Raw genomic sequence first — 25574 nt, 5'->3', positions numbered from 1 at the left:
GCCCGGTTTCGTCGAACAGGATCCGTTGCTACTTCTGGGTTTCGGAGAGTTTGACCTCGATCTTCCCGGCCAGGTCGTTCGCGTTGCGCATGGCTTCGTCGAAGGACGCGCCGAGCGCGCCGATACCGCCGAAGATGTTGTTTCCGAGCGGCGGCCGCTTGATCAGGTCACCCGGCTTGGCGAAGATCTTGAGGTAGTACAAGGCTTCCGATTCGTTCACCGCGGGCGGGACGTCGATCGAGGCGATCACCCCGCCGGGGCAGATCAGGCACATCGCGGCGGTGTGCAGCCCGGTCGGGCTGAAGTGGTGGACATCCGGCCGGACACCGCGGGAGACGTCCATGAGTCCCCTGATCGGGTCGTACCCGGCGGAAAGCCGTGCCATATGGTCGAGTCCGCCGCCGCCCGGGCGCACGGCGATCTCCAGCAGGAACGGTTTGCCCTGGTGGAAACGGACTTCGGCGTGCAGCGCGCCGCGGGTGAGGCCCTGGGCCCGCACGCCGGCGGCCACCACCGCGTGCACCTCGGCCACCTGCTCGGCGGTGAGCGACGTGGGCGCGTGGTGCACGTCGTCGTCGAAGGTCTCGCCTTCCGAGGTGACTCTGTCCACAATGGAACCGAGGTAGACCTCGTCGTCCCAGGCGACGGCTTCGATGAGATGCTCGTGACCGTCCAGAAAGGACTCGACGAGCAGGCCGTGCGGGCCGAGGTCCAGCCCTTCGGCCTCCATGTTGTACCAGGTCATCCCGTCGATGCCTTCGCGTGCCTGCGCGTAGCGTTCCCGCATCTTCTCTTCGTCGTCGACCCGGAAGACGAAGTTGCTGGCCGCGCCGAGGGTCGGCTTGAGGATCACCGGATAGCCGAAGTCCTCGGCCGCCCGCAGGGCCGCGTCGAGGTCTTCGACGAACCGGAAGTCCGGATGCGCGGCCCCGCCCTTTTCGTGCGCCTGCCGCATGATCAGCTTGTTCCGGCTGGTGCGCGCCGCGTCCACGCCGATCCCGGGCAGGCCGAGCGCCTCGGCGACCGCGGCGACCAGGACGACGCCGGACTCGGAGAAGGTGAGCACACCGTCGAAGGATTCTTCCGCGTGCCAGGCCTTCGCGTGCCGGATCAGGTCGTCGATGTGGTTGCTGCCGGCGATGCGGTAACGCTCGGACGGCCAGAGATCCTCGGTGCCGACGCCGTTGAGCACGTACAGCACCCCGCCGAAGTCCTCGATCTGCTGGTACCGGGGCAGGTAGTAGTAGGAGTTCTGGCTGGCTTCCAGCGCGAGCAGTTTCACGACACACCTCGTAGGGCAGGACGGATCGGGTGGACACCGCCCGCTCGCACGAGCGGCCGGTCGAGCGGTTCGAGTCCGGTCTGGACCGGGTCGGCGCCGGTCAGGCGCGCGGCCAGGGACCGGGCGATCAGCGGGGCGAATTTGAACGACGAGCCGCCGCACGCCGCGTAGGACAGGACCCGGTCGCCGAGGACGGCGAGCATCGGGCCGAGGGTGGAGCGCCGGGCCAGGTAGTGGCAGTCCCGGGTGTCGACCAGCCAATCCCGGCGGAAACCGGGGATCAGCGCGGCGAACGTGTCGATCAGGTGCTCCCGCCACCACGAAGGCACGGTGGCGCCGCCCAGCTCGTCGACGACCCGGCACGCGCTCGCGGCGCTGAGCTTCAACGGCGTCCCGGCGACGGGCGGCACGAGCCACGCGCCCCCCGCCGAGCCGAGCGACGTGATCGCCGGGGTGGCCGCCCACGCGGCGGCGTCGGCGGGCGGGACGTCGCAGTAGAGCATCGTCTGCCGGTGCAGCACGAGTTCCCTGGACAGCGCGGGGGCCAGCAGCTCCCGGGACCACGGGCCGGCCGCCACCAGGACGGCGTCGCCACGGAGGATCCCGCCGTCGGCCAGCCGGACCTCGGCCCGGTCGGCGTCGATCCCGATCACCTTGCGGTGCGGGTGGAGTTCCGCGTTCGCGTGCCACCGCAGGCGGGTGGCGCACGCCGTCAGCACCCGATCGGCGAGCAGGACCCCCGCGTGCGCTTCGAAGACCGCGCCCGTCCCCGGCACGAACCCGGCGTGCGGGAACTCCGCGGCGAGTTCGTCCACGCCGAGCACTTCGGCCTTGGAACCCGCCGTGGCCAGCAGATCCCGCGCGGCCGCCGCCTCGTCGGCCGTCATCGCGGTGAGCGCGCCGACCTGTTCGTAGAACGACGTGGACAACGAATGCTCCAGTCCGAGCCACGCGTGATGCGCGGCGACCGCGGCCGCCGTGGCCGCGAGGTCACCGGGATGCAACGCGCGCAGCACGCGGTGCCGGTCGAACGAGGTCGCGCCGGAGAACGGGATGTCCGCCTGGTCGGCGAGTACCACTTCATGCCCGGCCGACACGCATTCCAGCGCCGTCAGCAGCGCGATGACGCCACCGCCCGCGAGCACGACTCGCATGGTCTTCCCCGTTCGTTCGGGCGCCACGAGGTACCCGGATGCCACTGCTGGGACGGTGGCATCCGGGCCTTACCCCCGTTGGGCAAGGATTTCAGGAGGCGCGCGGGGTCACGAACGTGTCGTTGATGACGTAGCCGTCGAGGCCGTACGTCTCCCCGTACTCGATGAGATCGCTGGTGCGGTTGAGGAAACCGCGCCCGTTGTTGTTCAGCGAGGTGTTGCACAGCACGCTGAACCCGGTCTGCTCGCGGAACGCCTCGAGCAGGTCGGTGATGCCGGCGTTGCGTTCCCGCGTCACCGTCTGGGTGCGGGCCGTCCCGTCGACGTGCGTGATGGCCTTCAGCTCGTCGGACGTGACGTGGTTGAAGTACAGCATGTACGGGTCCTGCACCGAGCCGACGAACCACTTCGGAGCGTCGGATTCCAGCGCGATCGGGGCGATCGGTCGGTAGTCCTCGCGGCGCTTGATCTTGTTGAGCCGCACGGTGGTGTCCACGGTGAACGGCGCGGCGAGGATCGACCGGTTGCCCAGCGCCCGCGGGCCCATCTCGTACCGGCCGCGTGCCCAGCCGATGATGTTGCCGTCCTTGATGTACTTCGCGACCTCGCTCGCCACGAGCGGCCGCGTCTCGTACTTCGCGGGATCCGGGACGACGTCCTCGACGAAGTTCTCCCCCGCGTAGACGTCCCACTCGATGGTCGCCTGTCCGGTGTAGAACCATTGCGCGTCGATGGCCGTGCCCAGCGCGGAGCCGCTGTCGTTCGGGCAAGGCGGCACGAACACCGAGGAGAACAGGCCGCTCTCCCGCCACAGCCGGTTCCAGTCGCAGTTCAGGCCGCAGCCACCGGAGATCAGCAGCGGCAGGCCTTCGGTGAGGTTCTTCTCCGCGTAGTCGTAGAAGCGGTTGAAGATCGCCTGCGAGTGCTTCGCCGCCGCGTTGCGGTATTCCTGCGACCACACACCCGCGTTGTACAGATGGGACCAGGACATCTCCTCTTTGGACAGACCGAGGATGATGCCGTCGCGGTCCAGGATGAAGTCGATGGTCTTCTGCTCGTCCGGCGTGAGCGGGCCCGGCTCGGCGAACCCGGTCAGCGCCATCTGCTTGCCGGCGTCGTTGAACCGGAACTTCCCCTTGCCCAGCGGGAAACCCGGGTCGGCCAGCGCGAAGAGATACGCGTACTTCGCGCCGGGGTCGGTCAGGACGTGCTGCAGGTGGGTGGCCTCGCCGCGCTCGTCGATCCGGTAGAAGTCACCGATGTTCCCTTCCCACACCAGGGAGTAGTACGCCTGGCCGGGTGCCGCGGGGGCCATCCCGAGGGAGGTGTAGATATGCGAGCGCTCGTGGGTGGAGGAGAAGTACCGCACGTCCTTGCCGAAGAACTTGCCCGCCTCGTCGGAGATCGCGCCCTCGCCGACACCGAAGTATCCGGTGCGGGACGGCGGTTCCACCGAGAACTCCCCCTTGACCCAGCCGCCGAGCGCGACCACGTCGGGCTGCTTGTCGAGCATGCCCGCCGCACGCGCCATCAGCTCGCCGGTGATCCGGTCGTAGCGCGGGTAGTTGTCCTTTTCCGACTCCAGCGCGAACAGCAGCTTGCCGTCCTCGATCGCCACGATCCCGCCATCGTGGCCCTCCTTCATCGACAGAATCAGCATTGTGTCACCGAATTTCGCTCGCCTTCATTCGTCGACTCATTCAAGCCGCGCGGCCCGTTGACCGGAAGCTCGGCGCGGGGAGAACAATCAACCTTCGGACGAGCCACCCGGCAGGGTGCGCACGGCCTCGTGGCGCAGTGATTCGAACGCGTTCTTCCGGGCCCGGTGACCGGCCATCGGGACGGCGGCGGCGAACGCGCCCGGCTCCCGTTGCCGTTCGGAGGCGAACGCGCTGACCAACCGGGAAACCGCGTACCGGCCGGCGACGTTGGCGCGCTGGAGAAGCCCGGCGTCCACCACGGACTCGAGGAGCTCGTCGGCCGTCTCGATCATGATGCCCATCGCCGCGGCGACGCCGATCGACGTCGTCCAGCCCGCCCCGGTCTGCCCGAAGTGGTGGATGGCCTCCCGTTCGGTGGGTGAAAGCTGTTCGTACGCCGCGATGAACCGGTCCCGCACGTTGACGTCACCGACGCAGAGGCTGTCCATGAGCCGTTCGCGATCGGCGAGCTGACCCGCCGTGTACGCGATCGCCCACTCCGGACGGGCGGCGATCTTGCGGCCCACGATGTTGATCGCCAGCGGGAGGTCCCCGCACAGTTCGGCGATCATGTCGGTGGCGTCGTGTTCCGCCCGCACCCGGGCCGGTCCGGCGATCCGGCCGATCAAAGCCAGGGATTCCTTGCGGGAAAACGTATCCAGCTCGACACGGTTCGTGTCCTCCAGCCCGAGCAGCCGGGCGCGGCTGGTCACCACGACCTGGCTGTGCGGGGCCTGGCCCAGCAGTGGCCGCACCTGACCCTCGTCCCGGACCCCGGCCAGGAGCACGAACAACCTGCGCTCCGCCAGCAGGGATCGGTACAGCCCGATCCGCTGCATCGGATCGTCGGGCACGAGATGCGCCGGCACGCCGAGCGCGCGCAGGAATCCACGCACGATCCCGTTGGCCGACCGGCCGCCGGTTCCGCTGCCGCCCAGATCGGCGTAGAGCTGCCCGTCCGGGAAATCCGCCGCCACCTCTTCCGCCAGCCGCAAGGCGAAAGCCGTCTTCCCCACCCCGATCGGACCACTGACGAGCAACGGCACCTTGACCGGACCGCTCGCGCCGATCATCTCCGCGGCGTCGGCCAGATCCCCTTCCCTGCCGACGAAAGTCCTCGATCCCATCGGCAGCTGGGCCGGACGGGCGAGCCGGATGACGCCGGATGCCAACGCGTGCACGCCATCCGGCGGTGCTTCGGCCTGCTGCGGCACGGACGCGCGTTCCTCACGCACCTCCGCGCCGCCACCCGTCTGTCCCGCGACACTCCGCCAACGCCGTTCCCACGCCGCGCGATCCCCACCGCACGCGGAGACGAACGCCAACGTCACGGCGAGAGTGGGCAACCGGTGGCCACTCGCCGCGCTGGACAGCACGGAAGGTGCGAACAGTGCCGTCCTGGCGAGTTCCCGGTAACTCGGGTTTCCCGCCCGGTTCCTCAAAACGCGCAGATCGTGAGCGAATGCGGCGATCGGACCAGTGGAGCCGTCCAACGGTCGCTCGGGTCTGCCCATGCCAACTCCTCCCCTGGATGGGGTAACGCAATCGCACTGCGTGACCGTCATCCTTGCAGCCTTCCTGGCCACAACCCTAAAGGACCAATGAACGATGCAGCAGATACAAATAGGTGACTCAATGTACAAAGTCCAATAGTTGGACGCGGAAATTCACCCCCTTGGTGGCACCGGATAGGGTTCGCCCATGTCTGACCCCCTGCCGCCACTCGCCGAACTCCGGCGAGCCGCCGAAGTGTTCAACGGCTTCGCGAATGTGGACGCCTCATGGCTTCGACTCCTGGAAGAAACGCAGTCCGCGATCGACCTGTCACAGCCCGCACATCGCACAATTCTTCTTCGCTGGCTCAACTCGTGGGGATGCCGGATCCGGTACCCGCGGGAAGGCGAGCCGGCCCCCTTCGACGACGGGGTCCTGGCCTGGTGGGAGACCTGGGGCGCCACCCTGCCCACCGCCGACCTCGCCGACCTGACCGACGAGGGGATCGACACCGCCGCGAAGGCGTACGCGGACCTCGCGGGTGTCGCCGTCTCAGCGGGACGGACGAGGCGTACGCTGGGCCCGACCGCCGCGGCCAAGGCACTGTATGCGTTGCGGCCCAACACGATCATGCCGTGGGACGCCGCCATCGCGGCGGCCCTCCACGGCGCGCGTGACGGCGCCGCGTTCGGGAGACATCTGCGACTCGGCCGCGCGTGGGCCGCCGCGGTGATCGCGGAGGCGGGAGACGGCGGGGCGGGGATCCCCGCCCTGATGGGCAGGCCCGTGTCACTGGCGAAGATCCTCGACGAGTACCTCTACGTCGTCTTCACCATGGACGCCAAGGGTGACTGGGGAACGGACAGCGGAGAATGGTGGAAATATGGTAACCGGGGATGACGTCAGAGAGATCGTTTCGGGGCTGCCCCGCGCCTATGAGGCGCTGGTCCGGGACCGGGCGAAGTTCCGCGTGGGGCGAATCGTCTTCCTTTCGCTCTCGCCCGACGAAACCGTGATGGGATTCGGCTATCCCAAAGAAGAGCGGGAAGCGCTGGTGGCGGGCGAGCCGGACAAGTTCATGATGCCGATTCCGTCCGATATGCGCTATCAGTGGGTCCGCGCCCGGCTGTCCGCGCTCGATTACGAAGAGTTACGAGAGCTGATCGTCGACTCGTGGCGAATGTGCGTCCCGAAGAAGGTCTGGGCCGAATACCTGGAAAAGAACCCGAGCTGAACTACTCCTTTCGGAGTGCGCCGTTCAGCCCCCTCGATTGCCCTTTTCGGTCCCGTGAATTGCCTTTCGGGTGACCGAAAGGCGGAACTCGCGTGATCAGGGACGTGCCTCGCGTGACTGGGGACGGAACTCACGTGTCTGGAGGCTCCACGCGGTGTGCGGCTTCCGATCACGCGAGTTCCGCCTTCGATCACGCGAGTTTCGCGCCCGAGCACGCGAGTTCCGGGCCCAAGCACGCGTGAAGGCCCCCTTCCCTCGGCTGAGCCGTGGGAAGGGGGCCTTCACGCGCGAAAGGGGCTACTCCGCGACTTCTTCGATCGCCGAGGTGCCGCGGGAGCCGGGGTTCCCGTATCGCTCCCAGACCTCGTTCAGGCGGATCCGTCCGTCCGGCAGGAACTCCGGGGTGTTGGTGCTGTGCCCCGAGATCACCTGACCGCTGGCCAGCACCATCGTGTAGGCCATGTCGATCGTCCCGTCTTCGCCGCATTTCCCGGTCAGCGAGCCGAGCCGCACGCCGCCGCCGGTCAGCTCGGCCCACACCAGATCGTCCTTCTGCCGGTACAGGGTGACCGGCGCGTCCGGGTCGGTGCTGACCTTGCGGAACCGTTTCCCGTCGTAGTTGATCATCCGTCCTGCTCCGTCCGTGCCGGTGAACCAGGGAACCAGAGGTCGTCCGTGGTGAGATCCGCGAGGTCGTACTTCCCGAGCGCGCTGGCGAGCAACCGCAGCTCGAGTTCCAGGCACCGCACCAGCCGCACGAGCCCATCGGTCGCGTCCTCGTCGACGGCGAGCAGCGCCGCCCGGCCGAGGCCGACCGCGGAAGCACCCATCGCCAGGCACTTCAGCGCGCGGGCGCCTTCCCAGATCCGCCCCGACACCAGCAGCGACGCGTCGTGCTTGCCGACCCGCCGCAGGCATTCCACCAGCGGCAGCCCGACCTGGTCGAGGAAGACCGAAGGCGCCCAGCCGGTGCCGCCTTCCGCACCGTCCACGGTGACGGCGTCCGCTCCCGCCGCCCACGCGACCCGCGCCGCCTCGCCGACGTCGCGACCCGGGTGCAGCTTCACCCAGGCACGGGCCCGCGGGTAGTTGTTGCGCATCAGGTGGATCTGCTGGCGCAGGATCTCCCCGGTGAACGTGCCGGGACTGCTGGACCGCAGCACCATGGCCTGATCCCTGCCGAACGCTTCGTCCACTGTGTACTGTTCGGCGATCTCGCCGGCGGCGGTGCGCGAGAGCACGGTCATCCCTCCGAGTCCGGGCTTGGCGCCCTGACCGACCTTGAGCTCGAACGCCAGCCGCCCGGTCTCCAGCAGTTTCGTCGCGGACGGGTCGCTGTAGACGAGGTTCCACACCTCCGCGTCCGCGTCCTCGGTGCTCTGCTGGACGACGACGCCGCCCAGCCCGTCCGGTACGGCGCCGGCGTACGCGCGGATCCGCCCGAGCAGACCGTCCTCGACGCTCTCGCCCATCCGGCCGTAACCGTGCATCGGCACGACGTTCTCGCCGATCACCATCGGCATCCCGAGCCTGCCCGCCTGCTCGCTCGCGGCGATCCCGAGCCCGCTGCCCGCGACCTGCGTGGATCCGAACGCGCACAGGAACACCGGCGACGGCGCGGTGAACCCGCCGAGCACGGTCGACAAACCGACGTCGCCGTACACCGGTTCGCGCGCGAGGTCGAACATCTTCTCCAGGCGCCGCGGGACGAACACCGGCGGCACGATCCGCGCGCGGTCGAGTTCGTCCGGCGGGGTGTCGACGTCCGCGCCGAACAGCGACCGGCCGTATCCCGCGACGTCGGGGAAGATCGCCGCGCTGCCTTCTCTCGCCCTGGCCCGGATCGCGTCCTCCGGGAGCTGCCGCGCGGTGATCACGGCGTCGCGATCCCGGGCAGCTTCGGATACGCGTTCGCCTGCCAGATCGCGTCCAGCCCGGCGATGTAGCGCGTCACCCGTTCCAGCCCCATCCCGAACCCGGCGCTCGGCGGCAGCCCCTCGCGCGCGAGGTCGAGGTACCAGGCGTACTTCGCCGGGTTCTCCCCCGTCTCCCGCATCCGCTCGATCAGCCGCCGGTACTCGTGCGTGCGTTCGCCACCGCTGCAGAGCTCGCCGAACCCGTCGGAGGCGATGAGGTCGAAGTTCCGCAGGACCCCAGGTTCGGTGCTGGACTCGCCGTCGGTGAACCCGCGCGACCCCTTGGGGTAGTCGACGATGAAGAACGGCCGGTTCGTCTGCTCGGAGATGATCCGCTCGCCCTGCCAGTCGATCTCCGCGTCGGCGCTCTGCCCGTGCCGCAGGCCCTGCAGCCGCGACACCGCCTCGCGGTGCGTCATCCGCTCGAAGTCCTCTTCCAGCAGCGCCGTGAACGCCTCCTGGTCCCGGCCCAGTGTGGCGAGGTCCACTTTGGACTCCCGCAGCGTGTGGGCGACGATGTGCCGCAGCAGGCCCTGCGCGATGTCGAGGACCTCCTCGCGGCTCGCACGGGCGACCTCGACGTCGATCTGGGTGAACTCGACCAGATGCCGTCCGGTGGTCGAAGTCTCCAGCGGCTCCAGCCGCACGTTCGGGGCGACGTAGAAGATCTTGTCGAACGCGAGCAGCGAGGCCTGCTTGTACAGGATGACGCTGGTCATCATCTTGTACTTGTGCCCGTAGTAGTCGACGTCGACCTGTTTGGCGCCACGGCATCCCGGGTCGGTGACCGGCCCGATCAACGGCGGCTGCAGTTCCACGAACCCGTTCATGCCGAGGTACTCGCGGGTGCCGGCGGTGATGCTGTTCTGGATGCGCAGGGCCGCCTGCGTCACCGGCGACGTCAGATGTTCGCGGGTGCCCGGCGGCAGCGCCGCTTCCGGTGTTCCGGTCATGTCCTACTCCCCTGTGTCAGTCGGTTCACGGTCTCGATTCCGGGTAACCCGTACTTCTCGTCGAACGACCGCTCGACGTACCGGAGCGCGTCCAGCAGATCGTTCGAGGTCATCCGCCGGTCGCCGGGCAGGTCGACGAGATCGCCCAGCGGCATCGCGCCGATCCGCTGCCACTCCAGGCGGCCGCCGTCGGCCAGCCGCCCGCGGGCGCGGCCGGCGTTGTCCGGATGCAGGCAGAACGGGACGTCCAGCTGGCCGCGCGCGAACGCGGTGACCAGCGCCCTGCCGAGGTCGTTGTCGAGTGAAAGAACGTTGTCCACCAACGCTTTCGCCTGCGCGTGGATCCCGGTGTCGCCGAGCCTGCCGATCCGGGAGACACCGCGCGCGGCCTCGGCGGCGTGCTCCAGTGCCGTCACGTTCTCCGCCACGGTCGGCAACCGGTGTGCTTCGGCGGTGGTCTTGACGATCAGCCTGCTCGCGCCGGTGCGGGCCGCCAGCCGCGCGGACTCCGCGATCAGTTCCAGCGCGCCGCCCGGTGTCCTCGGATAGACGCCCATGTAGCCGTAGATCACCACGTGCGTCCGCGCGTGCGGCACGTATTCCCTGATCAGCGCCTGCAGTGCGGCGACGGCCTCCTCGTCCTGCCCGGCGTGGGTCTGCTGCGCGTAGCTGAAGGACAGGCAGCGGATCCCGTGCCGCCAGAAGAACATCCCCTCCAGCACGCTCAGCGCGACCAGCAGCGCGGGCGGGCACAGCTGGCCCATCATGCAGCCGCCGAAGGTCTCCAGATGCGGTTCCAGTTCGGGACCCCGGGCCTCGGCCAGCGTCTCGCAGGAGCGCCGCCAGTTGTCGACGGCCGCCGAAAGCGGCATCCGGCTGTACGGCAGGCAATACGACACCGGGCCGCCCTCGGTCGCGTGCAGCCCGAAGTCCAGCAGCGCCCGCACGATCCGGCGGGGATCCGCCGAACCGTGCCGCACCTGCACCGGGAAATCCCCGGTCAGCACGCCGTCGAGCAACGCCGACGTCGTCACCGGATCGTGGTCGACGAGCGGGTACCCGTTGAGATCGGCGCCCGCCGCCAGCGCCGCGCGCGCCGCCTCGTGATCGCCGACCCTGGTGTAGCTGTCGATCGTGATCGTGCCGACCGTCGCGGCCCGCGCCGACCGGGTCGCCAGCAGCCCCCTGGTCATCCGCCCCGGATCGGCGAACCCCATCCGGGGCTGGACGACCAGCTCCCCCTGCGCGTGGTGGCGCGCGACCACCTCGCCGAACGAATGTCCCCGCCGCGGGGCGAGCACGTTCATCCCGCGCCCAGCGGGACACCGGGGGCGCGGACGGACAAGGTGCGGAGGAACGTGCGGAACGGGGTCAGCCCGGCGGAGTCCTCGAACACCGCGTCGAAGCCGGCCTCCAGCAGCCGGGCGGCGTTGCTGCCGCCCGTGACGTCGAGCTTCCCGCCGATGACTACCGGCGTCGTGACCAGCTCCGGCCGGGCACGGAAGGCTTCCATCAGCCGGACGCCGTCCTGACGGCCGTGCCCGTTGAGGCTGCTGATCACCAGCAGATCCGGCCGCCGGGTGACGCATTCGCGCACGATGGTCGCGTCCGGGACGCAGGCGCCGAGGTTGGTGACCCGGCAGCCCAGTTCCTCCAGCAACAGCTCCAGGTACACCAGGTTCCAGGTGTGCGCGTCGGACGAGAGCCCGGTGACGATCACGTCGAGACCGGCGTCCGGGAGCGTGGGCTGGACGGCTTCGATGGTCATGGTGCGGCGTTCTCCCTCTCTCCTCGGTCCGGCCGCACGTCGATCTCGATCAGCGCGACCGCCTCTTCGGCCAGGCGCGACGCCTCCGCCGGGCTGTCCGCGGTCACCATCAGATCGCCGACGCGGTCCCACGAACTGCGCAGCCCGTCGAACCGGTCGCCCGCCGAAACACTGACGTCGCACAGGAACACGCCTTCGGACTGCGCCGCCTTCTCCACCCCGCGCACGTCCTCGATGAACCCGGGCTCGATCGACAGGAACCGGACCGCGGCGCCGCCTTCGGCCTTGCGCGGCAACAGGTCCACGACCGGCTCGTCCTTCATCACCGAGAAGTAGGCGCGGTTGAGCTCCACCGGATAGGCGCGCTGGATCAGCTCGATGATCCCGTCGCCGGCGAACCGGCCGGCGCATTCGACCAGGTACGGGACACCGTCCGAGACGATCCACTCGCAGTGGACGATCCCGGTGCGGAACCCGGTCGCGGCGGTGAGCAGCCGCGTCTCCTCGGTCAGCGTCGCGGTCAGCTCGTCCGGGATGTCGGCGGGGACGACATGCGCGAGTTCGATCGGCCGCGGACCGGGGAAGAGCCGTTTGCCGGTGACGTTGGCGAACAATGGCTCGCCGTCGCGCAACAGCATCTCGACGCTGAACTCGTCTCCCTCGACGAAGCTCTCGGCGAGCATCTTCAGCTCCATCGCGCGGTCCGGGACGAAGATCCCCTCGTCCTGCACGACGCAGTTCGTCCACGCCTGCTCGGCCTCGGCCGGGTCGGTGAGCACCTGCGTCCCCACCGACGCCTGCCGGTTCGACGGCTTCAGCACGGTCTTCCCCGGATGCCGCGCCATGAACTCACGGACCTGCTCCGGGCTTTCGACCCGCGCCGACGCCGGGTTCGCGATCCCCGCCGCCCGGCTGACCAGGCGCAGCACCGCCTTGTCCCGCAGGATCTGCGCCGCGCCGAAGCCCGCGCCCGGCAGGCCGTAGCGTTCCGCGAGCCGGGCCGCGAACGGGGTCGCGTACTCGGTCAGCGGGACCACCGCGGCCGGATCGAGATCGTGGTGGACGTGGTAGAACTCGTCCGCCTTGCCGGGCAGGTGGAACTCCCACTCGATGAGCTCGCGCACCAGCGCCGAACCGGCCACCGTCTTCCGCGCGTCGCGTTTGCGGACGACGTCGGGCTCTTCGACGAAGATGACCGAACCGTCCGGCTGGAAGTCCTTGATGGACGAACCCAGCGCCGCGGCCACGAACCCGACCAGCACCACCGGGCGCGTCATGACTGCTCCTCGACGTAGTACCAGTTCTCCGGGTTGATCAGCCCGTACGGGTTGATCGGCGAGAATCCGCGCAGATTCCCCGCGACCTCGAACAACCGCCGCGGGAACGTCGGCATGAAGATCACCGGCGCCTGCTCGGCGATGTACTCCTGGTACTCGTACAGCGCGTCGAGCGAGTCCGTGGTGACGGTCTTCGCGATGAGCTCGTCCGCCTTGGCGTCGCGCCAGTTGCTGAAGTTGCAGGCGGCGCCGCTCTGGAAGAGGTTCTCGCCGGTCGGGTAGTTGTAGACCCAGCCGCCGCCCCAGCAGGACAGCTGCCACATCCGCTTCTCGCCGGGACCGTCCTCCGCCACGAGGACCGATCCCATCACCTCTTCGAGGCGGATCTCGATACCTGCCTTGGCCGCGTCGTCCCGGAACTGCGCCATGAGCCGTGCCAGCGACGGCCTGCCTTCCCAGTAGCGCAAGGAGAAGCTCAGTTCGGTGCCGGCGGGGATGCCCTCGCCCGCTTCACCGGGGCCGGTGCCGGGACGCACGCACACCGCGGGCGACGTGCTGACGTCCCAGCCGTTGTCGGCGAGCAGCTGCCGCGCCTTCTCCAGGTCGAACGGCCAGAACCCGCCGCGCTCGGCGATCTTCGGCGAGACCAGGTCGCTCTTGGGCAGCACCGGGATCGATCCCGTCTGGCTCCAGCCGTAACCCTGGTAGACCTCGCGGGCGCCGTACTCCTGGTCGAAGCAGCTCTGCAGCGCCTGCCGGACATAGGGCTGCCTGATCATGTTCCCCGCGACGGTCGGGTTGCTGAAGTTGACCGCCATGAAGTTGATGTTGAACAGGATCTGCGGCTCCAGCTGGAACCCGTCGCCCAGCGGGTTCGGCCCGCCCTTCGTCGGGTCGCCGTCGGGCTGGACGCCCATCCCCGGCGGCAGGAAACCGACCTGGACGTCGCCGGACCGCAACAACTCGTACTGCTGCTCGTCCGACGTCGTCGAGACCTGGCGCAGCTCGTCGAGATGCGCCGGATTGGGCCCGCTGTAGTGCTCGTTCGGGACGAAGGTGACGACACCTTCCTCGGTGTAGCTCTTGAGCCGCCACGGCCCGTTCACCACACTCCACACCGGACTGTCGGCCCAGCGTGTGCGGTGCGAGTTGTCCTCCTCGACGACATCGCCGTTCTCCGCCATGAGGAACTCGTAGACCGCTTCGGCCTGCTCGATGTCGTGCGTGGCGTCGGCCGGGCCGTCCGCGGTGCGGTCCCACGCCTTCGGCATCGGCGTGATCATGGTGAGCTGGTTCAGCAGCACCCAGTTCTTCGAGTACGCCTTGTCGAAGGTGAAGCTCACCTTGTCATCGGCGACCTTCTCGAACGACACCAGGTTGTCCGGGAAGTAGCCCTCGGAGTAGGCGCCGAACTTCGGCCCCTTCACCTTCAGCATGTTCATCCAGAAGATGACGTTGTCCGCGCAGACCGTCTCGCCGTTGGACCACTTCCACGGTTTGATCCGGACCACGCAGGTGCGGCCGGTCTCGTCCCACACCGGCTCTTCACCGACACTGAGGTCCCAGTCGATCTCCGGCGCGCCGTCCCGGCCCAGCCAGTACAGCGGCCGGTACATCAGCATCTGGAACTCGTAGAGGCTCCGCACGCCGAAGCGCTCGCCCGGGGTGAAGGGGAAGATCACCGCGGGCGGGAACCCGGGCAGGCAGGCCCAGGTCGCCACGCCGCCCTTGATCGGCTTGTCCGTCATGACTTTCGCTTCCTCCGAATGTCGGCCGCGCTCAGGCGGCGGTCGCCTCGAGAACCTCGGCCGGTCGCTTCTTCTCCTGCGCCGACAACGGTTTCGCCAGACTGAAGTAGGTGCCGATCACGATCGCGCCCTGCAGGATCGCCAGCCCCCAGAACGCGTAGGGCACGGTGGACGCGTCCGCCAGCGCGGACAGCCCGACCGTCGCCCCGACACCGAGCCCGAGTCCGAGCGCCTGGGTGCTGCCGAAGATCCGGCCGACGCGTTCCTCCGGGCTGGCCCGCATCAGCAGCGTGCGCGCCGCGATCCGGCCCTGCGCGAAACAGAAGCCGGCGAAAGGGATCGCCGCCATCAGCGCGATGTAGTGCAGCGGCTGGATCGCCAGGCAGATCAGATTGCCGAGGGTGCCGAGCACGGCCAGATGGATACCCTTGACCCGCTTGCTGACCTTGCCGTACGCCGCCGCGCCGACGATGAACCCGACGCCAGCCAGCGCGTCGACCACGCCGATCATCCACGCGCCCTGGTTGAACGTCTGCAGGATCAGCGTCGTCAGGATGACGTTGGCGACCATCAGGCCGATGTTGCCGTTGGCGTACAACAGCGCGAGCCGCTTGATCGGCTGCCGCACCGGGGCCTCGACCGGCGCCGACGGATCGGTGGTGACGGCCTCCTCGACGACCGGTGCCTTGGCGGGCTTGCGGCCGATCGCGTAGACCAGTACGGCCGAGAGGACGAAGCTCAGCGAGTTGAACACGAACAACGGCGTGGCACCGAACCAGATCACCAGGAAGCCGGCCAGCGAAGACGCCAGCAGCATGCCCGCGTTGCTCGCCATCTCGAAGTGCGAGTTGAACTTCCCGAGCCGCTCGTCGCGGATCCGTTCCTTGATGAGGCCGTTGCTCGCGGGCATGAACAACGCCGCGGTGCAGGCGAGCATGAAGTTCGCTATGTAGGAACCGAGGTTCGCCGGACCGCCGATCCACAGCCACACCGGCAACGCGAACGCGGTCATCGCGCTCACCAGGTCCGCCGCCACGCACAGCATCCGGCGGTCGACCTTGTCGACCAGCTTCCCGAACAGGACCGCGAGCGCGACCTGCGGGATGGACACCGCGATGAACAGCCAGCCGACCGCCAGGGTGGTCTGCTCGGCGTGGAAGACCAGGATCGCGGCGGCGGTGATCTGGAAGGCGTTGCCCGCCGTGGTGATGAACCCCGCCGGGACCAGCAGGCGTTCGGCGAGCCGGGAACTCCGGACCGCGTCGGTGGTTGGGGTGCTGTCGAGTGACATGGTGGGTCAGACCTCGCTCGTCGGGGGGAATTCCAGTGAGGGCACGGGGAAGGCCGTGGTGTGCGTGACGTCGAAGGCGGCCGCGGTGATCCGGAGGGCGAACCCGCCCGCCGCGGCGGCGCGTTCGGCGAGGTCGATCAGGATCGGTGAGGCACAGCCGATCAACGCCCGCAGTTCGAGGAAGAGGTCGCCGAGCCGCGCGCGGAGCATCTCCTGGTCGAGGTTGCCCTTCAGGGTGCGTTCCGTCGCCGCACGCAGGCGTTCGACGTGCTGCACGATCAGATCGGCGGCCCGGCTGAGGCTGAAGTCCTCGAGCTCGTAGTTCAGGGCGAACCGGGAGACCATCGCGGCGGCCCGTTCGGTGGCTTCGGTCGACACCGGGAGCGAGCCGTTCTCACCGCCGACCTCGGCGGTGAGCTTGGCCAGGGTCTCGGCGAGCTCGTTCCAGGGCGTGACGAGCCGCTCCCCCGCGACCTTTTCCAGTGCGGCGCGGGAGAAATTGGTCCGCGCGAACTCGGGCGCGGTGAGGTTGAGGTGGAACCGCGCGATGTCGCGGGGCACCTCGGCCGCCAGGTCGCGGGCCCAGACCACGTGTCCCTTGCTGGTGGAGAACTTCTCGTTCTCCAGCTCGTAGAACTCGTTGACCAGCAAGGTGTCCGGGAGGACGTAGCGGCCTTCGAGGGCGATCAGCTCGGCGACGTGGACGACGCCCCAGGTGAACAAGGGGTCGAAGCCCATGAACACCACGACCCGCGCGTCGTTCTCCGCGAGCCAGGCGTCGTCGTCGGCGGCCTTCGGCTTGCCGTTGCGCCGCAACGCGTACTCGGTGCAGTACATCGAGGCGGGCATTCCCTCGACCCACGCGTTGAGCCGTTGCCCCGGCGTCTGGAGGAACGGCGCCGGCAGACCCCATTTCACCGGGTACGTGATCGCGAAATCGGGCAACGGCCCGGACAGCAGTTCCCGCATCAGCCCGAGCACGTGCGGCCGCCACGCGGGACCGCGCTCCTCGTAGTAGGCCAGAAGCTGCTCGCGGTACTCCGAGACCGGGAAGACCATGATCTCGGTCTCGCGGTAGGTCACCTCGTCGGCCGGGTCGAGCACCGAGTACGGCTCGATCAGCGCGTCGAAGTCGATCGGATGCCCGCAGCCCTCGCAGAATCCGCCGCGGCTGTCGGCGAGGCACGTCGGGCAGCCACCGCCGACGAAACCCTCGACCAGGAACTCGCCCTTGCTCTCACTGTAGGGCAGCCGCACCTTGCGCAGGCGCAGCTTTCCCTTGTCGTACAAGCGTTTGACGTAGTCGTAGACGAGTGTCTTGTAGCCGTCGTCGGTCGGCGAGAAGCCGTCGACCTCGACCCCCATCGCCTTGAACGTGCGCTGGATGTTCTCGGTCGACTGCTCCACCAGTTCGGGCGGCGTCAGCCCGACCCTGGCCGCGCTGGTGACGAGGTAGGTCTGGCTGTCGTCGGTGCAGGAGGCGAACACGGCCTCGCGGCCTGCCGCGCGCAAGTACCGGCGGTGTACGTCGGCACCGAGGTACGGGCCGGCGATATGCCCGATGTGCAGGTCGCCGTTGGACGTCGGCGGGCCGCCGATGATCACGACCGGTCGCTTGTCGGCCATTCTCACGCCTCCGCCTCATGCCGGGCGGCGAACTTCACCGTCATGTCGGAGTCCCACCAGATCGCGTACATCTCGAAGTCCTCGGCACCGTCGTTGAGGATGCGGTGCTCGGTGCCGGGCTTGTGGAACTCGATGTCGCCGGGACGGAAGGCGCGGCGCTCTCCCCCCGACTCGACGACCGCCTCGCCGCTGACGGCGATGAAGATCTCGTACTCGTGGTGGGAATGCGCACCCGTCGCGCCGTGCGCGGGCACCGTGACCCAGGCGCCTTCGAACGGCGCGTTCAGCGCCGCCCACGGCAGCAGCCGCTGGCCGTAGGCACCGTTCTCGAAGACCATCTTTTCCCGCTCGAGCGGACGGATCTCCATGACTTCCTCTTCCTTCGTGGGTCAGCGGGTGGCGACGATGGGGGCGGTTTCCGACGTCGGCTGCGGCGGCACCGAGGGGTTCTCACCGCGATGGGCGAGGATGTCCTGCAGGATGTCGTTGGCGCGCGGGGCGAGGACGCTCAGCAGCGAGTCCGCGATCCCGTGCGTCGCCTCGTTGACGCCCTGGAGGTAGACGGCCGCGGTGGCGGGCTGCTCGATCTCCAGCCGGTAGTCGCGGGTCACCTTGATCTCCGACAGCCCGATCGACTTCGCGATCTCCTGCACCATCCTCGGCATCTCCGGGGAGAAGCCGGTGCCGAGCAGCACGAGATCGGTGCGCAGCTCCTGGACCTCGCCGGTACGCCGGTCCGTCAGTTCCAGCACGATCTCGTCGCCCTCGTCGCGGGCGTCGGTGATGTCGCTCATCGTGATCATCGTCAGCCGCGAACGGCCGGAGAGTCGGTCCAGGTAGATCGAGCGGTAGAGCGCGTCCATCGTGCCCGGCGCGAGCCCGGAGTAGTTCGTGTGGTGCATCTCCTTGAGCATCTGCTCGCGCGCTTCGGGCCGCGCCTCGAAGAACTTGTCCACATGGGACGGGAAGAACAGCTCGTTGTTGAACTTGCTGCTCTCGTAGTAGTTCAGGCCGATCGACCGCATCACCATGGTCGGCTTGCATTCGGGCAGGTCCTTCTGCACCGCGCTGAACAGTTCCGCCGCGCTCTGCCCGGCACCGATCACCGCGACGCGGTACGGGAGGTCCTTGCGCAGTTTGGCGATCCTCGGCAGGTACTGCGTGCTGTGGATGACGCGGTCCTGGTTCACCGTCCGGAGCCGGTCGGGGATCCGCGCGTCGCGACCGGCGCCGACCACCAGGTACCGGCTGCGAATGGTCTCGCCGTCGGCGACGTGGGTGTCCCAGCCGGTGAGCGTGCCGTCCGTCCACACGGGAGTGATTTCGAGGCACTCGCGGCCGCGCTGCAGATCCACCAGGGAAAGCGAGTCGGCCGTCCACTTGAGATAGTCGGCGAGTTCCACCCGGTACGGGACGAAGCTGCCCATGTTGACGAACTCGTTGAGCCGATTGGTGGCGTGCAGGTAGTTGAGGAACGAGAAGCGGCTGCGCGGATTGCGCAGGGTCACCAGGTCCTTGAGGAACGAGACCTGCGACAGGGCCTCGGGCAGGAGCATCCCCCGCTGCCAGGAGACCTCTTCGTCGCGTTCGAGCAGGACCGAGTCGCGGGCCAGTCCGGGCGCGAGCTCTTCCAGCGCCACGGCCAAGGCCAGGTTCGACGGTCCTGCTCCGACTGCGAGCAGCTCGACATCACGGTTCGCCATTTGTTCGCTCCGCCATCTTTGTGAGTGCTGGGAAGGTGTTCTGTGGTTCCGGTGCGCGGTCAGCCACCGGCGGCCACCGAGGGCAGCAGGGGGTGCGCGGTCAGCCGGACCTGGGCCATGGCCTTGTCCAGCACCGCTTCGCAGTCGTCGGGATCGACGCCCGCGCAGATCACGTACGCGTGGCGCGAGATGAACTCCGCCGGCGGCAGCCGCAGGCGCGAACCCGGCTCGACGAGGCTGTCCGAAGCGAGGATCCCGTTGTTCCGCAAGGAATCCGGCACGGAAACCGACTCGACGACACAGTCCTGTTTCGGGTAGCCGAACCGGACGCCTACCCACCGGGGCTCGGCCTCGTGCGGGATGTGGGGGCGCATGCCGAGCGCGACGTCGACCGCGGCCGCGCCGGGGTCGATCCCGGTCGCGAACTTGGCGAGCAACGGGATCAGGTCGCCGCCGAGCCTGCCGTTGATCTCCACGATCACCGGCCCGCGTTCGGTGAGCTTGAGCTCGGTGTGGGTGATGCCGTACCGGAAGTCGATCGCGCCGTGCGCGCGGGCCAGCGTCGAACGCAGAACCGGGTCGGCGAGCAGTTCGTCGGCGGAACTGACCAGATGGCCGAGCTCCTCGAAGTACGGATGCATCCCGACCGTCTTGCGCGCCACGAACATCGGCGTGTACTCGCCGTCGACGACGGCGCCGTCCACACTGATCTCCGGGCCGGTCAGGTACTCCTCGACCAGCGCCCCGCCCTTGTAGGCGGGAGAGCCGTTGAAGCTGGCGTCCTCCGCGGTCCGGAACGCCTTCCGCACCGCCTCGGCGTCTTCCGCGAGACTGACACCGATACTGGCCCCGCCGCCGCGCGGTTTGACGACGACCGGGTACCCGATCCGCTCCGCCACGCGGACCGCCTGCTCGTCGTCGTGCACGAACCCGAAATCGGGCTGCGCGACACCGGCCGCGGTGAGCGTCCGCCGGCTGAACCACTTGTCACGGCAGCCTTCGATCGCGGAGACCCCCGCGCCCGGCACGCCGAGTTCGTCCGCGACATGCGCCGCCGCCACGATCAGCGCCTCGTCCCAGCACACCACGCCGAGCACCGGCGTGGTGGCGTGGAGCGCGCGGGCCGCGGCCAGCACGGCGTCCTGGTCCTGCGTGTCCAGCACGGTCGCGCCGGTGATGTAGCGCTCCTGCCAGGTCGGTTCGGTCCCGTTGAACAACCACAAGGGATGCCGGTGCCCGGCCGACGCCAACAGGTACTCCCGGTACGGCCGCATCCCGCAGCCGATCACCAGGACAACACCCTCCGCTGAGCTCATTCCCTCTCCCCACCAGCCCGTCACTTCGTCGCGGGCTACTACATCCCGGGGGCGGGTTGACCGGAACCCTTGATTCGGGAAGAACAATCAACGGGATGCGTGGTGAGGGCGCGGGTGCTACGAGGAATGCCCAGTCGGCTTTTGGAGAGCCGCTTCGTAAGCGGCGGCGAGGCGGTCCAGCACGCTGGGGCCTTCCTTGGCCGGGGCTCCCAGGTGGACGACCCGCAGTTCCGCCATGAACTCGGCCCACAGTTCCGGCCCGCCCTCGGCGAGCAGTTCGGCCCGCACCCTCAGGCGCTCGGTCGTCGGACGATGCCGGATCCCCCAGGAACCGAGGTGCGCGAACACGGGGACCAGCTGGATCGACGCCTCGGTCAGGCTGTACGCGGCCCGTTTGCCGGGGCCGGCGTCCTCGCGGGTCAGCAGGCCGGCCTTGACCAGCCGCTTCAGCCTGTCGGACAGGATGTTGGAAGCGATCCCCTCTTCGGATCCGGCGAGCAGCTCCCGGAAATGGCGCCGGGTGCCGAACATGATGTCCCGCAGCACGAGCAGGCTCCAGCTGTCGCCGAACGCCTCGACCGCGGCGTTGATCGGACAGCCCGAACGGGCGGGTTCCGCCATCCCTTCACCTCCCGAAGAAGTGGTTGCAAACCACCATCGGTCACCTTATCGTGAAGCAACCGATTGCAGAACGCAACCAGTGGGAGGCCGTGATGCTCGAACCCCAGACAGCGGCGGGAAAGGTGCTCTGGCACTTCACGATGTCGCTCGACGGTTTCGTCGCGGGCCCTGGCCACGGCATGGACTGGATGACCGGCACCACCTTCCGGCCGGGACTGACCGGCGAATACGCCGCCACCACCGGCGCCGTCCTCGGCGGCCGCGACGGCTGGGACGCCTACCCCGATCCCGGCGGGATCTACGGCGGCGCTTGGAAAGGACCGCTGTTCGTCCTCACCCATCACCCCGAGGACGCCACGCCCACCCCCGGGGTCACGTTCCTGAACTGCGGCGTGGACGAAGCCGTCCGGATCGGCCTGGACGCGGCGAACGGGAAGAACCTCGAAGTGTTCTCGCCGGACATCGGCCGCCAGTTGCTCGCCTTGGGGTTGATCGACGAGATCGACCTGCACATCGCGCCGGTACTGCTCGGTGATGGCGTCCGGCTGTACGACAACCCCGGCGGCGCGCCGATCCGGCTGTACGGGCTCGGTACGGAAGATCCGCGTGCGGCGATCGACGTGCGGTTCCGGCCGGCTTAGTTCCGGTTGCCGTACGACTGCTCGCACGGGTACCCGTCGCGGTCGGCGTCCCAGCTCGCCGGGCGCCCCGCGTTCACCCAGGCGTTGTACGCGTACGTGTACGAGAACCCTTCGGCGAACAGGCGCTGGCACGACGTGAGCGAAGGCGCCCGGGTGACCGTCACCGGCGGCTCGACGACGACCACCGAAGTGGCGGGCGGCGCGACGACGGCGGTGGTCGTGGTGTTCGGCGGTGGGACGATCTCCCGCACCACGGTGACCGGCGTCCCGGCCGTCGTCGTCCCGCACCCGCTCAATGCCGCGACGGCACCCGCCGATACCAGCAGTGCCGCGACCATCCTGTTCATCTTCTCGCCTCCCGATGGAACCGCCGAATCCTCACGCGAGGAGAACGGCGGTTTCACCGGTGACATAACGGGTTTCGCGCGATCGGAGCCGCAAGTCCCCGGAAGTCGGGAGCTTCGGCACGGACCGGGCAGGGCCGGAAGACCCTAGGATTGAATGACGTTCACCATCCACGAGATGCCGAACTTGTCGGTGCAGGCACCGAATTCGTCACCCCACATCTGCTTTTCGAAGGGAACCGAAACGGTACCTTCGGCGGAGAGTTTCTCCCAGTATCCGCGCAATTCCTCACCGTCGTCGCCACTGAGGCTGACCGACACGTTGGTGCCCGGTCGGTGCTCCATTCCCGGCGGCGTGTCCGACGCCATGATCGTGTAGCCGCTCGGGGAATCGAGCTGGCTGTGCATGATCTGATCCTCCGCCGGCGTTCCCGCCATACCGGACTCACCGAACGTATTCAGCGTCAGTTCTCCGCCGAACACCGACTTGTAGAACTCCATGGCCTGCCGGGCGTCGCCGGCGAAGCTGATGTAGGGATTGAGACGAGAAGCCACTGGAACGCTCCTTCTGGTCGGGTCACGAGCATCCTGACAGACGCCTCCCGACGCGACAACGGCTGGACTACGGCCGGGTGAATCCTTCGCGCAACGAAAATTCACCGCCGTTCACCGAATTCGTGAGCGATTTCCCGAATGCCGCTTTAATGTCGGCACATGCCCGCGTTCCGGATCCACCCCGCGACGGCCGACCGCTTCGGCGACGTCGCGACCATCCTCAATCCGAACGGGAACGACCGCGCCTGCTGGTGTCTCGCCTACCGCGCGAAACCCGCGGACTACAGCCGGTTGCGCGGCGACGAACGCGCCGAACACGTCCGCGCCCTGTGTGCGGCGGACCCTGCGCCCGGCGTGCTCGCCTACGACGGCGCCACCCCGGTCGGCTGGTGCGGCGTCGGCCCGCGCGCGCACCTGCACCGGATGACGCGTTCCCGCACGATGCCGCCCATCGACGACGTTCCGGCGTGGACGGTCGTCTGTTTCGTCGTGCGGGCGGGCCATCGCCGGAAGGGCGTGGCGCACGCGCTGCTGGACGGCGCCGTCTCCTACGCGCGCTCGCATGGCGCCCCGGTCATCGAGGGCTATCCCGTCGATCCCGGCGGAGGGCGGATCAACTCTTCCGCGGCCCACGTGGGGACCATCGGCCTGTTCGCGGCCGCGGGGTTCGAGCTCGTCGAGGAGACCCAGGCGCGGTCGGACCGGAAACCACGCTGGCTCATGCGGCTGGACCTGCGCTCTTGAGCGACGCCTCTGCGGCCGAAGGAGGCCCTTCACCGCATCAGACGCGGCGAAGGACGCCTTCAGCCCACCACAGTTCCACCCTCACAGTCGACCGCTCCCCGATAGCTACCGATTGACTTTCGATAGATAACGCGCGAAACTCGATGCATGATCACAGGTCAACGGGCGGTCGCGCCCCTCCGGGTGTTCCTCGTGCTGCTCTTCGGGATCCTGGTCCTCTTCCAGACCATGTCCCTGCCGGGTCAGTTCGCGCACATGGCACGGCAAGATCCGGAAATGGCGTACCTGCGCTGGCCCGCGACGGCGATCTCCGTCTTCTGGGTGCTGTGCGTCCAGGTCGTGGTCGTCGCCACCTGGCAACTGCTCTCCCTGGTCAAGAAGGACCGCATCTTCACCGAAGCGTCCTTGAGGTGGGTGGACGCCATCGTCTGGGCGATCCTCGCGGGCTGGGTCGTGCTGGCGGGCGTGTTCCTCTACGTCGGCTTCAACGCCGACGACCCCGGCCTGCCGCTGCTGTTGTTCCTGGCGTTGATCGGCGTCGCCGTGCTGGGGCTGCTCATGATCGTGATGCGCACCCTGCTGCGGCAGGCCACCACCCTGCGCTCCGACCTCGAACAGGTGATCTGATGCCGATCGTCGTCCGCATCGACGTCGAACTGGCCAAGCGCAAGCTGAGCGTCGGCGAGTTCGCCGAACTCGTCGGGCTCACCCCGGCGAACGTCGCGGTGCTGAAGAACGGCCGCGCCAAGGCCGTCCGGTTCAGCACCCTCGAAGCGATGTGCCGGGTGCTCGAATGCCAGCCCGGAGACCTGCTCGAGTGGGTCCCAGACGAGCCTTAAGCCGCCGAGAACTTCAGGTGGAAGTTGTCCAGCGTCGCGGGCAACGGCCGCTCCGGCCCGAGGACGGCACCGGAGGCCAGCTCGAAGCGCCGGTCCTTGATCAGCCACGCCAGCATCGTGCTCGCGCAGAACAGCACCAGATCCCGGCCGGGGCAGATGGCGGGACCGGCGCTGAACGGCACCAGCGCGGGATTCGCCGCCGCGCTGCCGTCCAGCCAGATCCCGGGTTCGAACCGGTCGGCGTAGGGCAGCGATTCGGGATCGCGGTGGAAGAACGGGGTGAAGATCAGCACCGTGGTCCCCGCGGGTCCCCACGCCGTCTCGGCCGTGCTCTCGCGCAGCAGCGCGGGAGTGGTCGGCCACAGCCGGACCGATTCGAGGGCGCAGGCGCGCAGGTACGGGAACTGGCCGGGCACGGTCAGGTCGGCGTCCGCGACCTCCTCGTCGGCGCGTTCACGGGCGGCCGGATGGGTGGCCAGCAGCGCGAGCGCGCGGAAGGTGACGATCCCGGCGGCGTCGAAGGCGAAGAGCCAGTGGGCGACCTGGTCGGCGACGACCTCCATCGTCCGCTCGCCCGCCGGGCCCGCCGCCGCGATGGCCTCGGCGAGGCTCCCCGGCTCCGCCCGTTCCAGATGGCCGATGAGCCGGGTGCGGAACTGATCGTGGAGCCGGTCGCGCCGCGGGTGCGCGTACGCCCAGTTCGCGTCCTTCCGCAGCCGGGCGAGCATGTCGGTGAGACCGTCGTCGCCCGCCGCGGACTCGCCGAGCGTGACCCGGCGGACGATCCGCCACCAGGCCACGTTGAAGGTGTCCCAGTCCAGCGTGCCGCCGTCCCAGAGCGACGCCGCCTCCTCGCCGATCGCCGCGGCGAAGGGAGCGGCCAGATCGTGCAACGGCTTGCCCGGTTCGAGGACCTCCTCGTTGAACTCGCGGCGCGGCGCCCGCTCCACCGCGTCGGAGATGAGGACGCCGTGGGGCTGGAAATGTCCCAGTGCCGCCCGCTTCTCCTTGGTCGACGGGCTGAACGGGACGGGCGCGGCGGCGAGCACGTCACCGACGTCGTCCCCCGACAGCGCCAGGTCGATCGTCCGGCCGGGCACCCGCAGACGCAGCGGCCCCGGACCGTACTGGGACCGGAGCCGGCACAACAGCCGTACGGCGGGACGGTCCAGCTGGAGTTTCTGCGCCGCGGCGAGCCCCAGTGGCCGCCGTTTGATCACCCCGCCGGCGAGCGTGGGCAGCACGACCCGCAGCGCGACACGCACGGTGTCCTGGACGGAAGCGATGGCTGGTTCGGTCGTAGTCGCCATGACGAAGGGCTACCCGGCGCGGCACGCGCGTAATCGGTTTGTCCCACGGCCGGGCGGG

26 protein-coding genes are annotated in these 25574 nt (G+C 68.7%); 6 read left to right on the top strand and 20 right to left on the bottom strand.

What is annotated here, in order from left to right:
* Positions 1-28: 28 nt before the first annotated feature.
* The 4 genes from AB8M46_RS25055 to AB8M46_RS25040 all read right to left on the bottom strand — a co-directional run bounded on the left by AB8M46_RS25055 (position 29) and on the right by AB8M46_RS25040 (position 5650).
* Positions 29-1282: an ATP-grasp domain-containing protein gene (locus tag AB8M46_RS25055; RefSeq protein WP_394361798.1), complete on the bottom strand. Its 1254-nt coding sequence runs from the start codon at positions 1280-1282 to the stop codon at positions 29-31.
* The gene (locus AB8M46_RS25050; RefSeq protein WP_394361797.1) at positions 1279-2436 is read right to left on the bottom strand and encodes an NAD(P)/FAD-dependent oxidoreductase; all 1158 of its coding nucleotides are present in this window, start codon (positions 2434-2436) and stop codon (positions 1279-1281) included. Before AB8M46_RS25050 ends, AB8M46_RS25055 begins: the two co-directional genes overlap by 4 nt.
* 91 nt (positions 2437-2527) lie before the next feature.
* Positions 2528-4096, bottom strand: a complete 1569-nt coding sequence (locus AB8M46_RS25045) for a carbamoyltransferase C-terminal domain-containing protein (RefSeq protein WP_037344321.1) — start codon at positions 4094-4096, stop codon at positions 2528-2530.
* An 87-nt stretch (positions 4097-4183) separates the two neighbouring features.
* Complete coding sequence (locus tag AB8M46_RS25040) at positions 4184-5650, bottom strand: NB-ARC domain-containing protein (RefSeq protein WP_394361796.1); 1467 nt, start codon at positions 5648-5650, stop codon at positions 4184-4186.
* 187 nt (positions 5651-5837) lie between these two features.
* Here AB8M46_RS25040 and AB8M46_RS25035 point away from each other — a divergent pair, with 187 nt between their 5' ends.
* Together AB8M46_RS25035 and AB8M46_RS25030 are read left to right on the top strand one after the other, a co-directional pair.
* The gene (locus AB8M46_RS25035; protein WP_394361795.1) at positions 5838-6530 is read left to right on the top strand and encodes a hypothetical protein; all 693 of its coding nucleotides are present in this window, start codon (positions 5838-5840) and stop codon (positions 6528-6530) included.
* Complete coding sequence (locus tag AB8M46_RS25030) at positions 6514-6864, top strand: MmcQ/YjbR family DNA-binding protein (RefSeq protein ID WP_037344315.1); 351 nt, start codon at positions 6514-6516, stop codon at positions 6862-6864. The genes AB8M46_RS25035 and AB8M46_RS25030 overlap by 17 nt, the downstream gene beginning before the upstream one ends.
* A gap of 297 nt (positions 6865-7161) precedes the next feature.
* Here AB8M46_RS25030 and AB8M46_RS25025 read toward each other — a convergent pair whose 3' ends face one another.
* The 13 genes from AB8M46_RS25025 to AB8M46_RS24965 form a co-directional block, all read right to left on the bottom strand.
* Positions 7162-7491 carry a hypothetical protein gene (locus AB8M46_RS25025; protein WP_037344313.1) on the bottom strand — a complete coding sequence of 110 codons (330 nt, stop codon included), beginning with the start codon at positions 7489-7491 and terminating at the stop codon, positions 7162-7164.
* Positions 7488-8741 (bottom strand): glutamate synthase-related protein, encoded by a 1254-nt coding sequence (locus AB8M46_RS25020; protein ID WP_394361794.1) that lies wholly within the window; start codon positions 8739-8741, stop codon positions 7488-7490. The genes AB8M46_RS25025 and AB8M46_RS25020 overlap by 4 nt, the downstream gene beginning before the upstream one ends.
* Positions 8738-9733, bottom strand: a complete 996-nt coding sequence (locus AB8M46_RS25015; protein WP_394361793.1) for an asparagine synthetase A — start codon at positions 9731-9733, stop codon at positions 8738-8740. Before AB8M46_RS25015 ends, AB8M46_RS25020 begins: the two co-directional genes overlap by 4 nt.
* Positions 9730-11040 (bottom strand): methylaspartate mutase, encoded by a 1311-nt coding sequence (locus AB8M46_RS25010; protein WP_394361792.1) that lies wholly within the window; start codon positions 11038-11040, stop codon positions 9730-9732. The genes AB8M46_RS25015 and AB8M46_RS25010 overlap by 4 nt, the downstream gene beginning before the upstream one ends.
* Positions 11037-11501, bottom strand: coding sequence for a cobalamin B12-binding domain-containing protein (locus AB8M46_RS25005; protein WP_073842209.1), 465 nt, complete (start codon positions 11499-11501; stop codon positions 11037-11039). Before AB8M46_RS25005 ends, AB8M46_RS25010 begins: the two co-directional genes overlap by 4 nt.
* Positions 11498-12778, bottom strand: a complete 1281-nt coding sequence (locus AB8M46_RS25000) for an ATP-grasp domain-containing protein (protein ID WP_037344303.1) — start codon at positions 12776-12778, stop codon at positions 11498-11500. The genes AB8M46_RS25005 and AB8M46_RS25000 overlap by 4 nt, the downstream gene beginning before the upstream one ends.
* A complete protein-coding gene (locus AB8M46_RS24995; protein ID WP_394361791.1) occupies positions 12775-14526 on the bottom strand; it encodes an ABC transporter substrate-binding protein in 1752 nt (583 codons plus the stop codon). The genes AB8M46_RS25000 and AB8M46_RS24995 overlap by 4 nt, the downstream gene beginning before the upstream one ends.
* 31 nt (positions 14527-14557) lie before the next feature.
* The gene (locus AB8M46_RS24990) at positions 14558-15817 is read right to left on the bottom strand and encodes an MFS transporter (protein WP_394361790.1); all 1260 of its coding nucleotides are present in this window, start codon (positions 15815-15817) and stop codon (positions 14558-14560) included.
* A gap of 6 nt (positions 15818-15823) precedes the next feature.
* A complete protein-coding gene (locus AB8M46_RS24985; protein ID WP_394361789.1) occupies positions 15824-17443 on the bottom strand; it encodes a class I tRNA ligase family protein in 1620 nt (539 codons plus the stop codon).
* A 2-nt stretch (positions 17444-17445) separates the two neighbouring features.
* On the bottom strand, positions 17446-17811 hold the full coding sequence (locus AB8M46_RS24980; protein WP_037344297.1) for a cupin domain-containing protein: 366 nt from the start codon (positions 17809-17811) through the stop codon (positions 17446-17448).
* A gap of 21 nt (positions 17812-17832) precedes the next feature.
* Positions 17833-19146, bottom strand: a complete 1314-nt coding sequence (locus AB8M46_RS24975; RefSeq protein WP_394361788.1) for a lysine N(6)-hydroxylase/L-ornithine N(5)-oxygenase family protein — start codon at positions 19144-19146, stop codon at positions 17833-17835.
* 59 nt (positions 19147-19205) lie between these two features.
* Positions 19206-20462 carry an ATP-grasp domain-containing protein gene (locus tag AB8M46_RS24970; RefSeq protein WP_394361787.1) on the bottom strand — a complete coding sequence of 419 codons (1257 nt, stop codon included), beginning with the start codon at positions 20460-20462 and terminating at the stop codon, positions 19206-19208.
* Positions 20463-20579: 117 nt separating this feature from the next.
* Positions 20580-21083: a winged helix-turn-helix transcriptional regulator gene (locus AB8M46_RS24965; protein ID WP_394361786.1), complete on the bottom strand. Its 504-nt coding sequence runs from the start codon at positions 21081-21083 to the stop codon at positions 20580-20582.
* A 92-nt stretch (positions 21084-21175) separates the two neighbouring features.
* On the opposite strand from AB8M46_RS24965, the gene AB8M46_RS24960 reads away from it, so the two are divergent.
* Entirely contained in the window at positions 21176-21724 is a 549-nt protein-coding gene (locus tag AB8M46_RS24960; RefSeq protein ID WP_394361785.1) for a dihydrofolate reductase family protein, read from the top strand.
* On the opposite strand, the gene AB8M46_RS24955 is transcribed toward AB8M46_RS24960, so the two are convergent.
* Positions 21721-22071: a hypothetical protein gene (locus tag AB8M46_RS24955; RefSeq protein ID WP_233629991.1), complete on the bottom strand. Its 351-nt coding sequence runs from the start codon at positions 22069-22071 to the stop codon at positions 21721-21723. The two genes, AB8M46_RS24960 and AB8M46_RS24955, sit on opposite strands and share 4 nt — an antisense overlap.
* Positions 22072-22215: 144 nt before the next feature.
* A complete protein-coding gene (locus AB8M46_RS24950; protein ID WP_037344292.1) occupies positions 22216-22623 on the bottom strand; it encodes a VOC family protein in 408 nt (135 codons plus the stop codon).
* 159 nt (positions 22624-22782) lie between these two features.
* Between AB8M46_RS24950 and AB8M46_RS24945 the strand changes: the two genes are divergently transcribed.
* From AB8M46_RS24945 to AB8M46_RS24935, 3 genes are all read left to right on the top strand, one after another.
* Positions 22783-23367, top strand: coding sequence for a GNAT family N-acetyltransferase (locus AB8M46_RS24945; RefSeq protein WP_394361784.1), 585 nt, complete (start codon positions 22783-22785; stop codon positions 23365-23367).
* Positions 23368-23514: 147 nt separating this feature from the next.
* The gene (locus AB8M46_RS24940) at positions 23515-23994 is read left to right on the top strand and encodes a DUF2975 domain-containing protein (protein ID WP_394361783.1); all 480 of its coding nucleotides are present in this window, start codon (positions 23515-23517) and stop codon (positions 23992-23994) included.
* Positions 23994-24206: a helix-turn-helix transcriptional regulator gene (locus tag AB8M46_RS24935; RefSeq protein ID WP_016333493.1), complete on the top strand. Its 213-nt coding sequence runs from the start codon at positions 23994-23996 to the stop codon at positions 24204-24206. The genes AB8M46_RS24940 and AB8M46_RS24935 overlap by 1 nt, the downstream gene beginning before the upstream one ends.
* Here the strand turns inward: AB8M46_RS24935 and AB8M46_RS24930 are convergent.
* A complete protein-coding gene (locus AB8M46_RS24930; RefSeq protein WP_394361782.1) occupies positions 24203-25516 on the bottom strand; it encodes a cytochrome P450 in 1314 nt (437 codons plus the stop codon). The two genes, AB8M46_RS24935 and AB8M46_RS24930, sit on opposite strands and share 4 nt — an antisense overlap.
* Between the last annotated feature and the right edge of the window lie 58 nt (positions 25517-25574).

Origin of the sequence: Amycolatopsis sp. SB7-3, assembly GCF_041021335.1 — a bacterium.
Taxonomy (GTDB): domain Bacteria; phylum Actinomycetota; class Actinomycetes; order Mycobacteriales; family Pseudonocardiaceae; genus Amycolatopsis; species Amycolatopsis japonica.
This window is presented reverse-complemented; position numbering and strand designations above follow the sequence as displayed.

What these genes read in the sequence shown, in the direction of transcription:
- AB8M46_RS25050 (WP_394361797.1), bottom strand. Translation starts at nt 2,436, where the DNA reads ATGCGAGTCGTGCTCGCGGGCGGTGGCGTCATCGCGCTGCTGACGGCG.
- AB8M46_RS25045 (WP_037344321.1), bottom strand. Translation starts at nt 4,096, where the DNA reads ATGCTGATTCTGTCGATGAAGGAGGGCCACGATGGCGGGATCGTGGCG.
- AB8M46_RS25040 (WP_394361796.1), bottom strand. Translation starts at nt 5,650, where the DNA reads ATGGGCAGACCCGAGCGACCGTTGGACGGCTCCACTGGTCCGATCGCC.
- AB8M46_RS25035 (WP_394361795.1), top strand. Translation starts at nt 5,838, where the DNA reads ATGTCTGACCCCCTGCCGCCACTCGCCGAACTCCGGCGAGCCGCCGAA.
- AB8M46_RS25030 (WP_037344315.1), top strand. Translation starts at nt 6,514, where the DNA reads ATGGTAACCGGGGATGACGTCAGAGAGATCGTTTCGGGGCTGCCCCGC.
- AB8M46_RS25025 (WP_037344313.1), bottom strand. Translation starts at nt 7,491, where the DNA reads ATGATCAACTACGACGGGAAACGGTTCCGCAAGGTCAGCACCGACCCG.
- AB8M46_RS25015 (WP_394361793.1), bottom strand. Translation starts at nt 9,733, where the DNA reads ATGACCGGAACACCGGAAGCGGCGCTGCCGCCGGGCACCCGCGAACAT.
- AB8M46_RS25010 (WP_394361792.1), bottom strand. Translation starts at nt 11,040, where the DNA reads ATGAACGTGCTCGCCCCGCGGCGGGGACATTCGTTCGGCGAGGTGGTC.
- AB8M46_RS25005 (WP_073842209.1), bottom strand. Translation starts at nt 11,501, where the DNA reads ATGACCATCGAAGCCGTCCAGCCCACGCTCCCGGACGCCGGTCTCGAC.
- AB8M46_RS25000 (WP_037344303.1), bottom strand. Translation starts at nt 12,778, where the DNA reads ATGACGCGCCCGGTGGTGCTGGTCGGGTTCGTGGCCGCGGCGCTGGGT.
- AB8M46_RS24995 (WP_394361791.1), bottom strand. Translation starts at nt 14,526, where the DNA reads ATGACGGACAAGCCGATCAAGGGCGGCGTGGCGACCTGGGCCTGCCTG.
- AB8M46_RS24990 (WP_394361790.1), bottom strand. Translation starts at nt 15,817, where the DNA reads ATGTCACTCGACAGCACCCCAACCACCGACGCGGTCCGGAGTTCCCGG.
- AB8M46_RS24985 (WP_394361789.1), bottom strand. Translation starts at nt 17,443, where the DNA reads ATGGCCGACAAGCGACCGGTCGTGATCATCGGCGGCCCGCCGACGTCC.
- AB8M46_RS24980 (WP_037344297.1), bottom strand. Translation starts at nt 17,811, where the DNA reads ATGGAGATCCGTCCGCTCGAGCGGGAAAAGATGGTCTTCGAGAACGGT.
- AB8M46_RS24975 (WP_394361788.1), bottom strand. Translation starts at nt 19,146, where the DNA reads ATGGCGAACCGTGATGTCGAGCTGCTCGCAGTCGGAGCAGGACCGTCG.
- AB8M46_RS24970 (WP_394361787.1), bottom strand. Translation starts at nt 20,462, where the DNA reads ATGAGCTCAGCGGAGGGTGTTGTCCTGGTGATCGGCTGCGGGATGCGG.
- AB8M46_RS24965 (WP_394361786.1), bottom strand. Translation starts at nt 21,083, where the DNA reads ATGGCGGAACCCGCCCGTTCGGGCTGTCCGATCAACGCCGCGGTCGAG.
- AB8M46_RS24960 (WP_394361785.1), top strand. Translation starts at nt 21,176, where the DNA reads ATGCTCGAACCCCAGACAGCGGCGGGAAAGGTGCTCTGGCACTTCACG.
- AB8M46_RS24955 (WP_233629991.1), bottom strand. Translation starts at nt 22,071, where the DNA reads ATGAACAGGATGGTCGCGGCACTGCTGGTATCGGCGGGTGCCGTCGCG.
- AB8M46_RS24945 (WP_394361784.1), top strand. Translation starts at nt 22,783, where the DNA reads ATGCCCGCGTTCCGGATCCACCCCGCGACGGCCGACCGCTTCGGCGAC.
- AB8M46_RS24940 (WP_394361783.1), top strand. Translation starts at nt 23,515, where the DNA reads ATGATCACAGGTCAACGGGCGGTCGCGCCCCTCCGGGTGTTCCTCGTG.
- AB8M46_RS24935 (WP_016333493.1), top strand. Translation starts at nt 23,994, where the DNA reads ATGCCGATCGTCGTCCGCATCGACGTCGAACTGGCCAAGCGCAAGCTG.
- AB8M46_RS24930 (WP_394361782.1), bottom strand. Translation starts at nt 25,516, where the DNA reads ATGGCGACTACGACCGAACCAGCCATCGCTTCCGTCCAGGACACCGTG.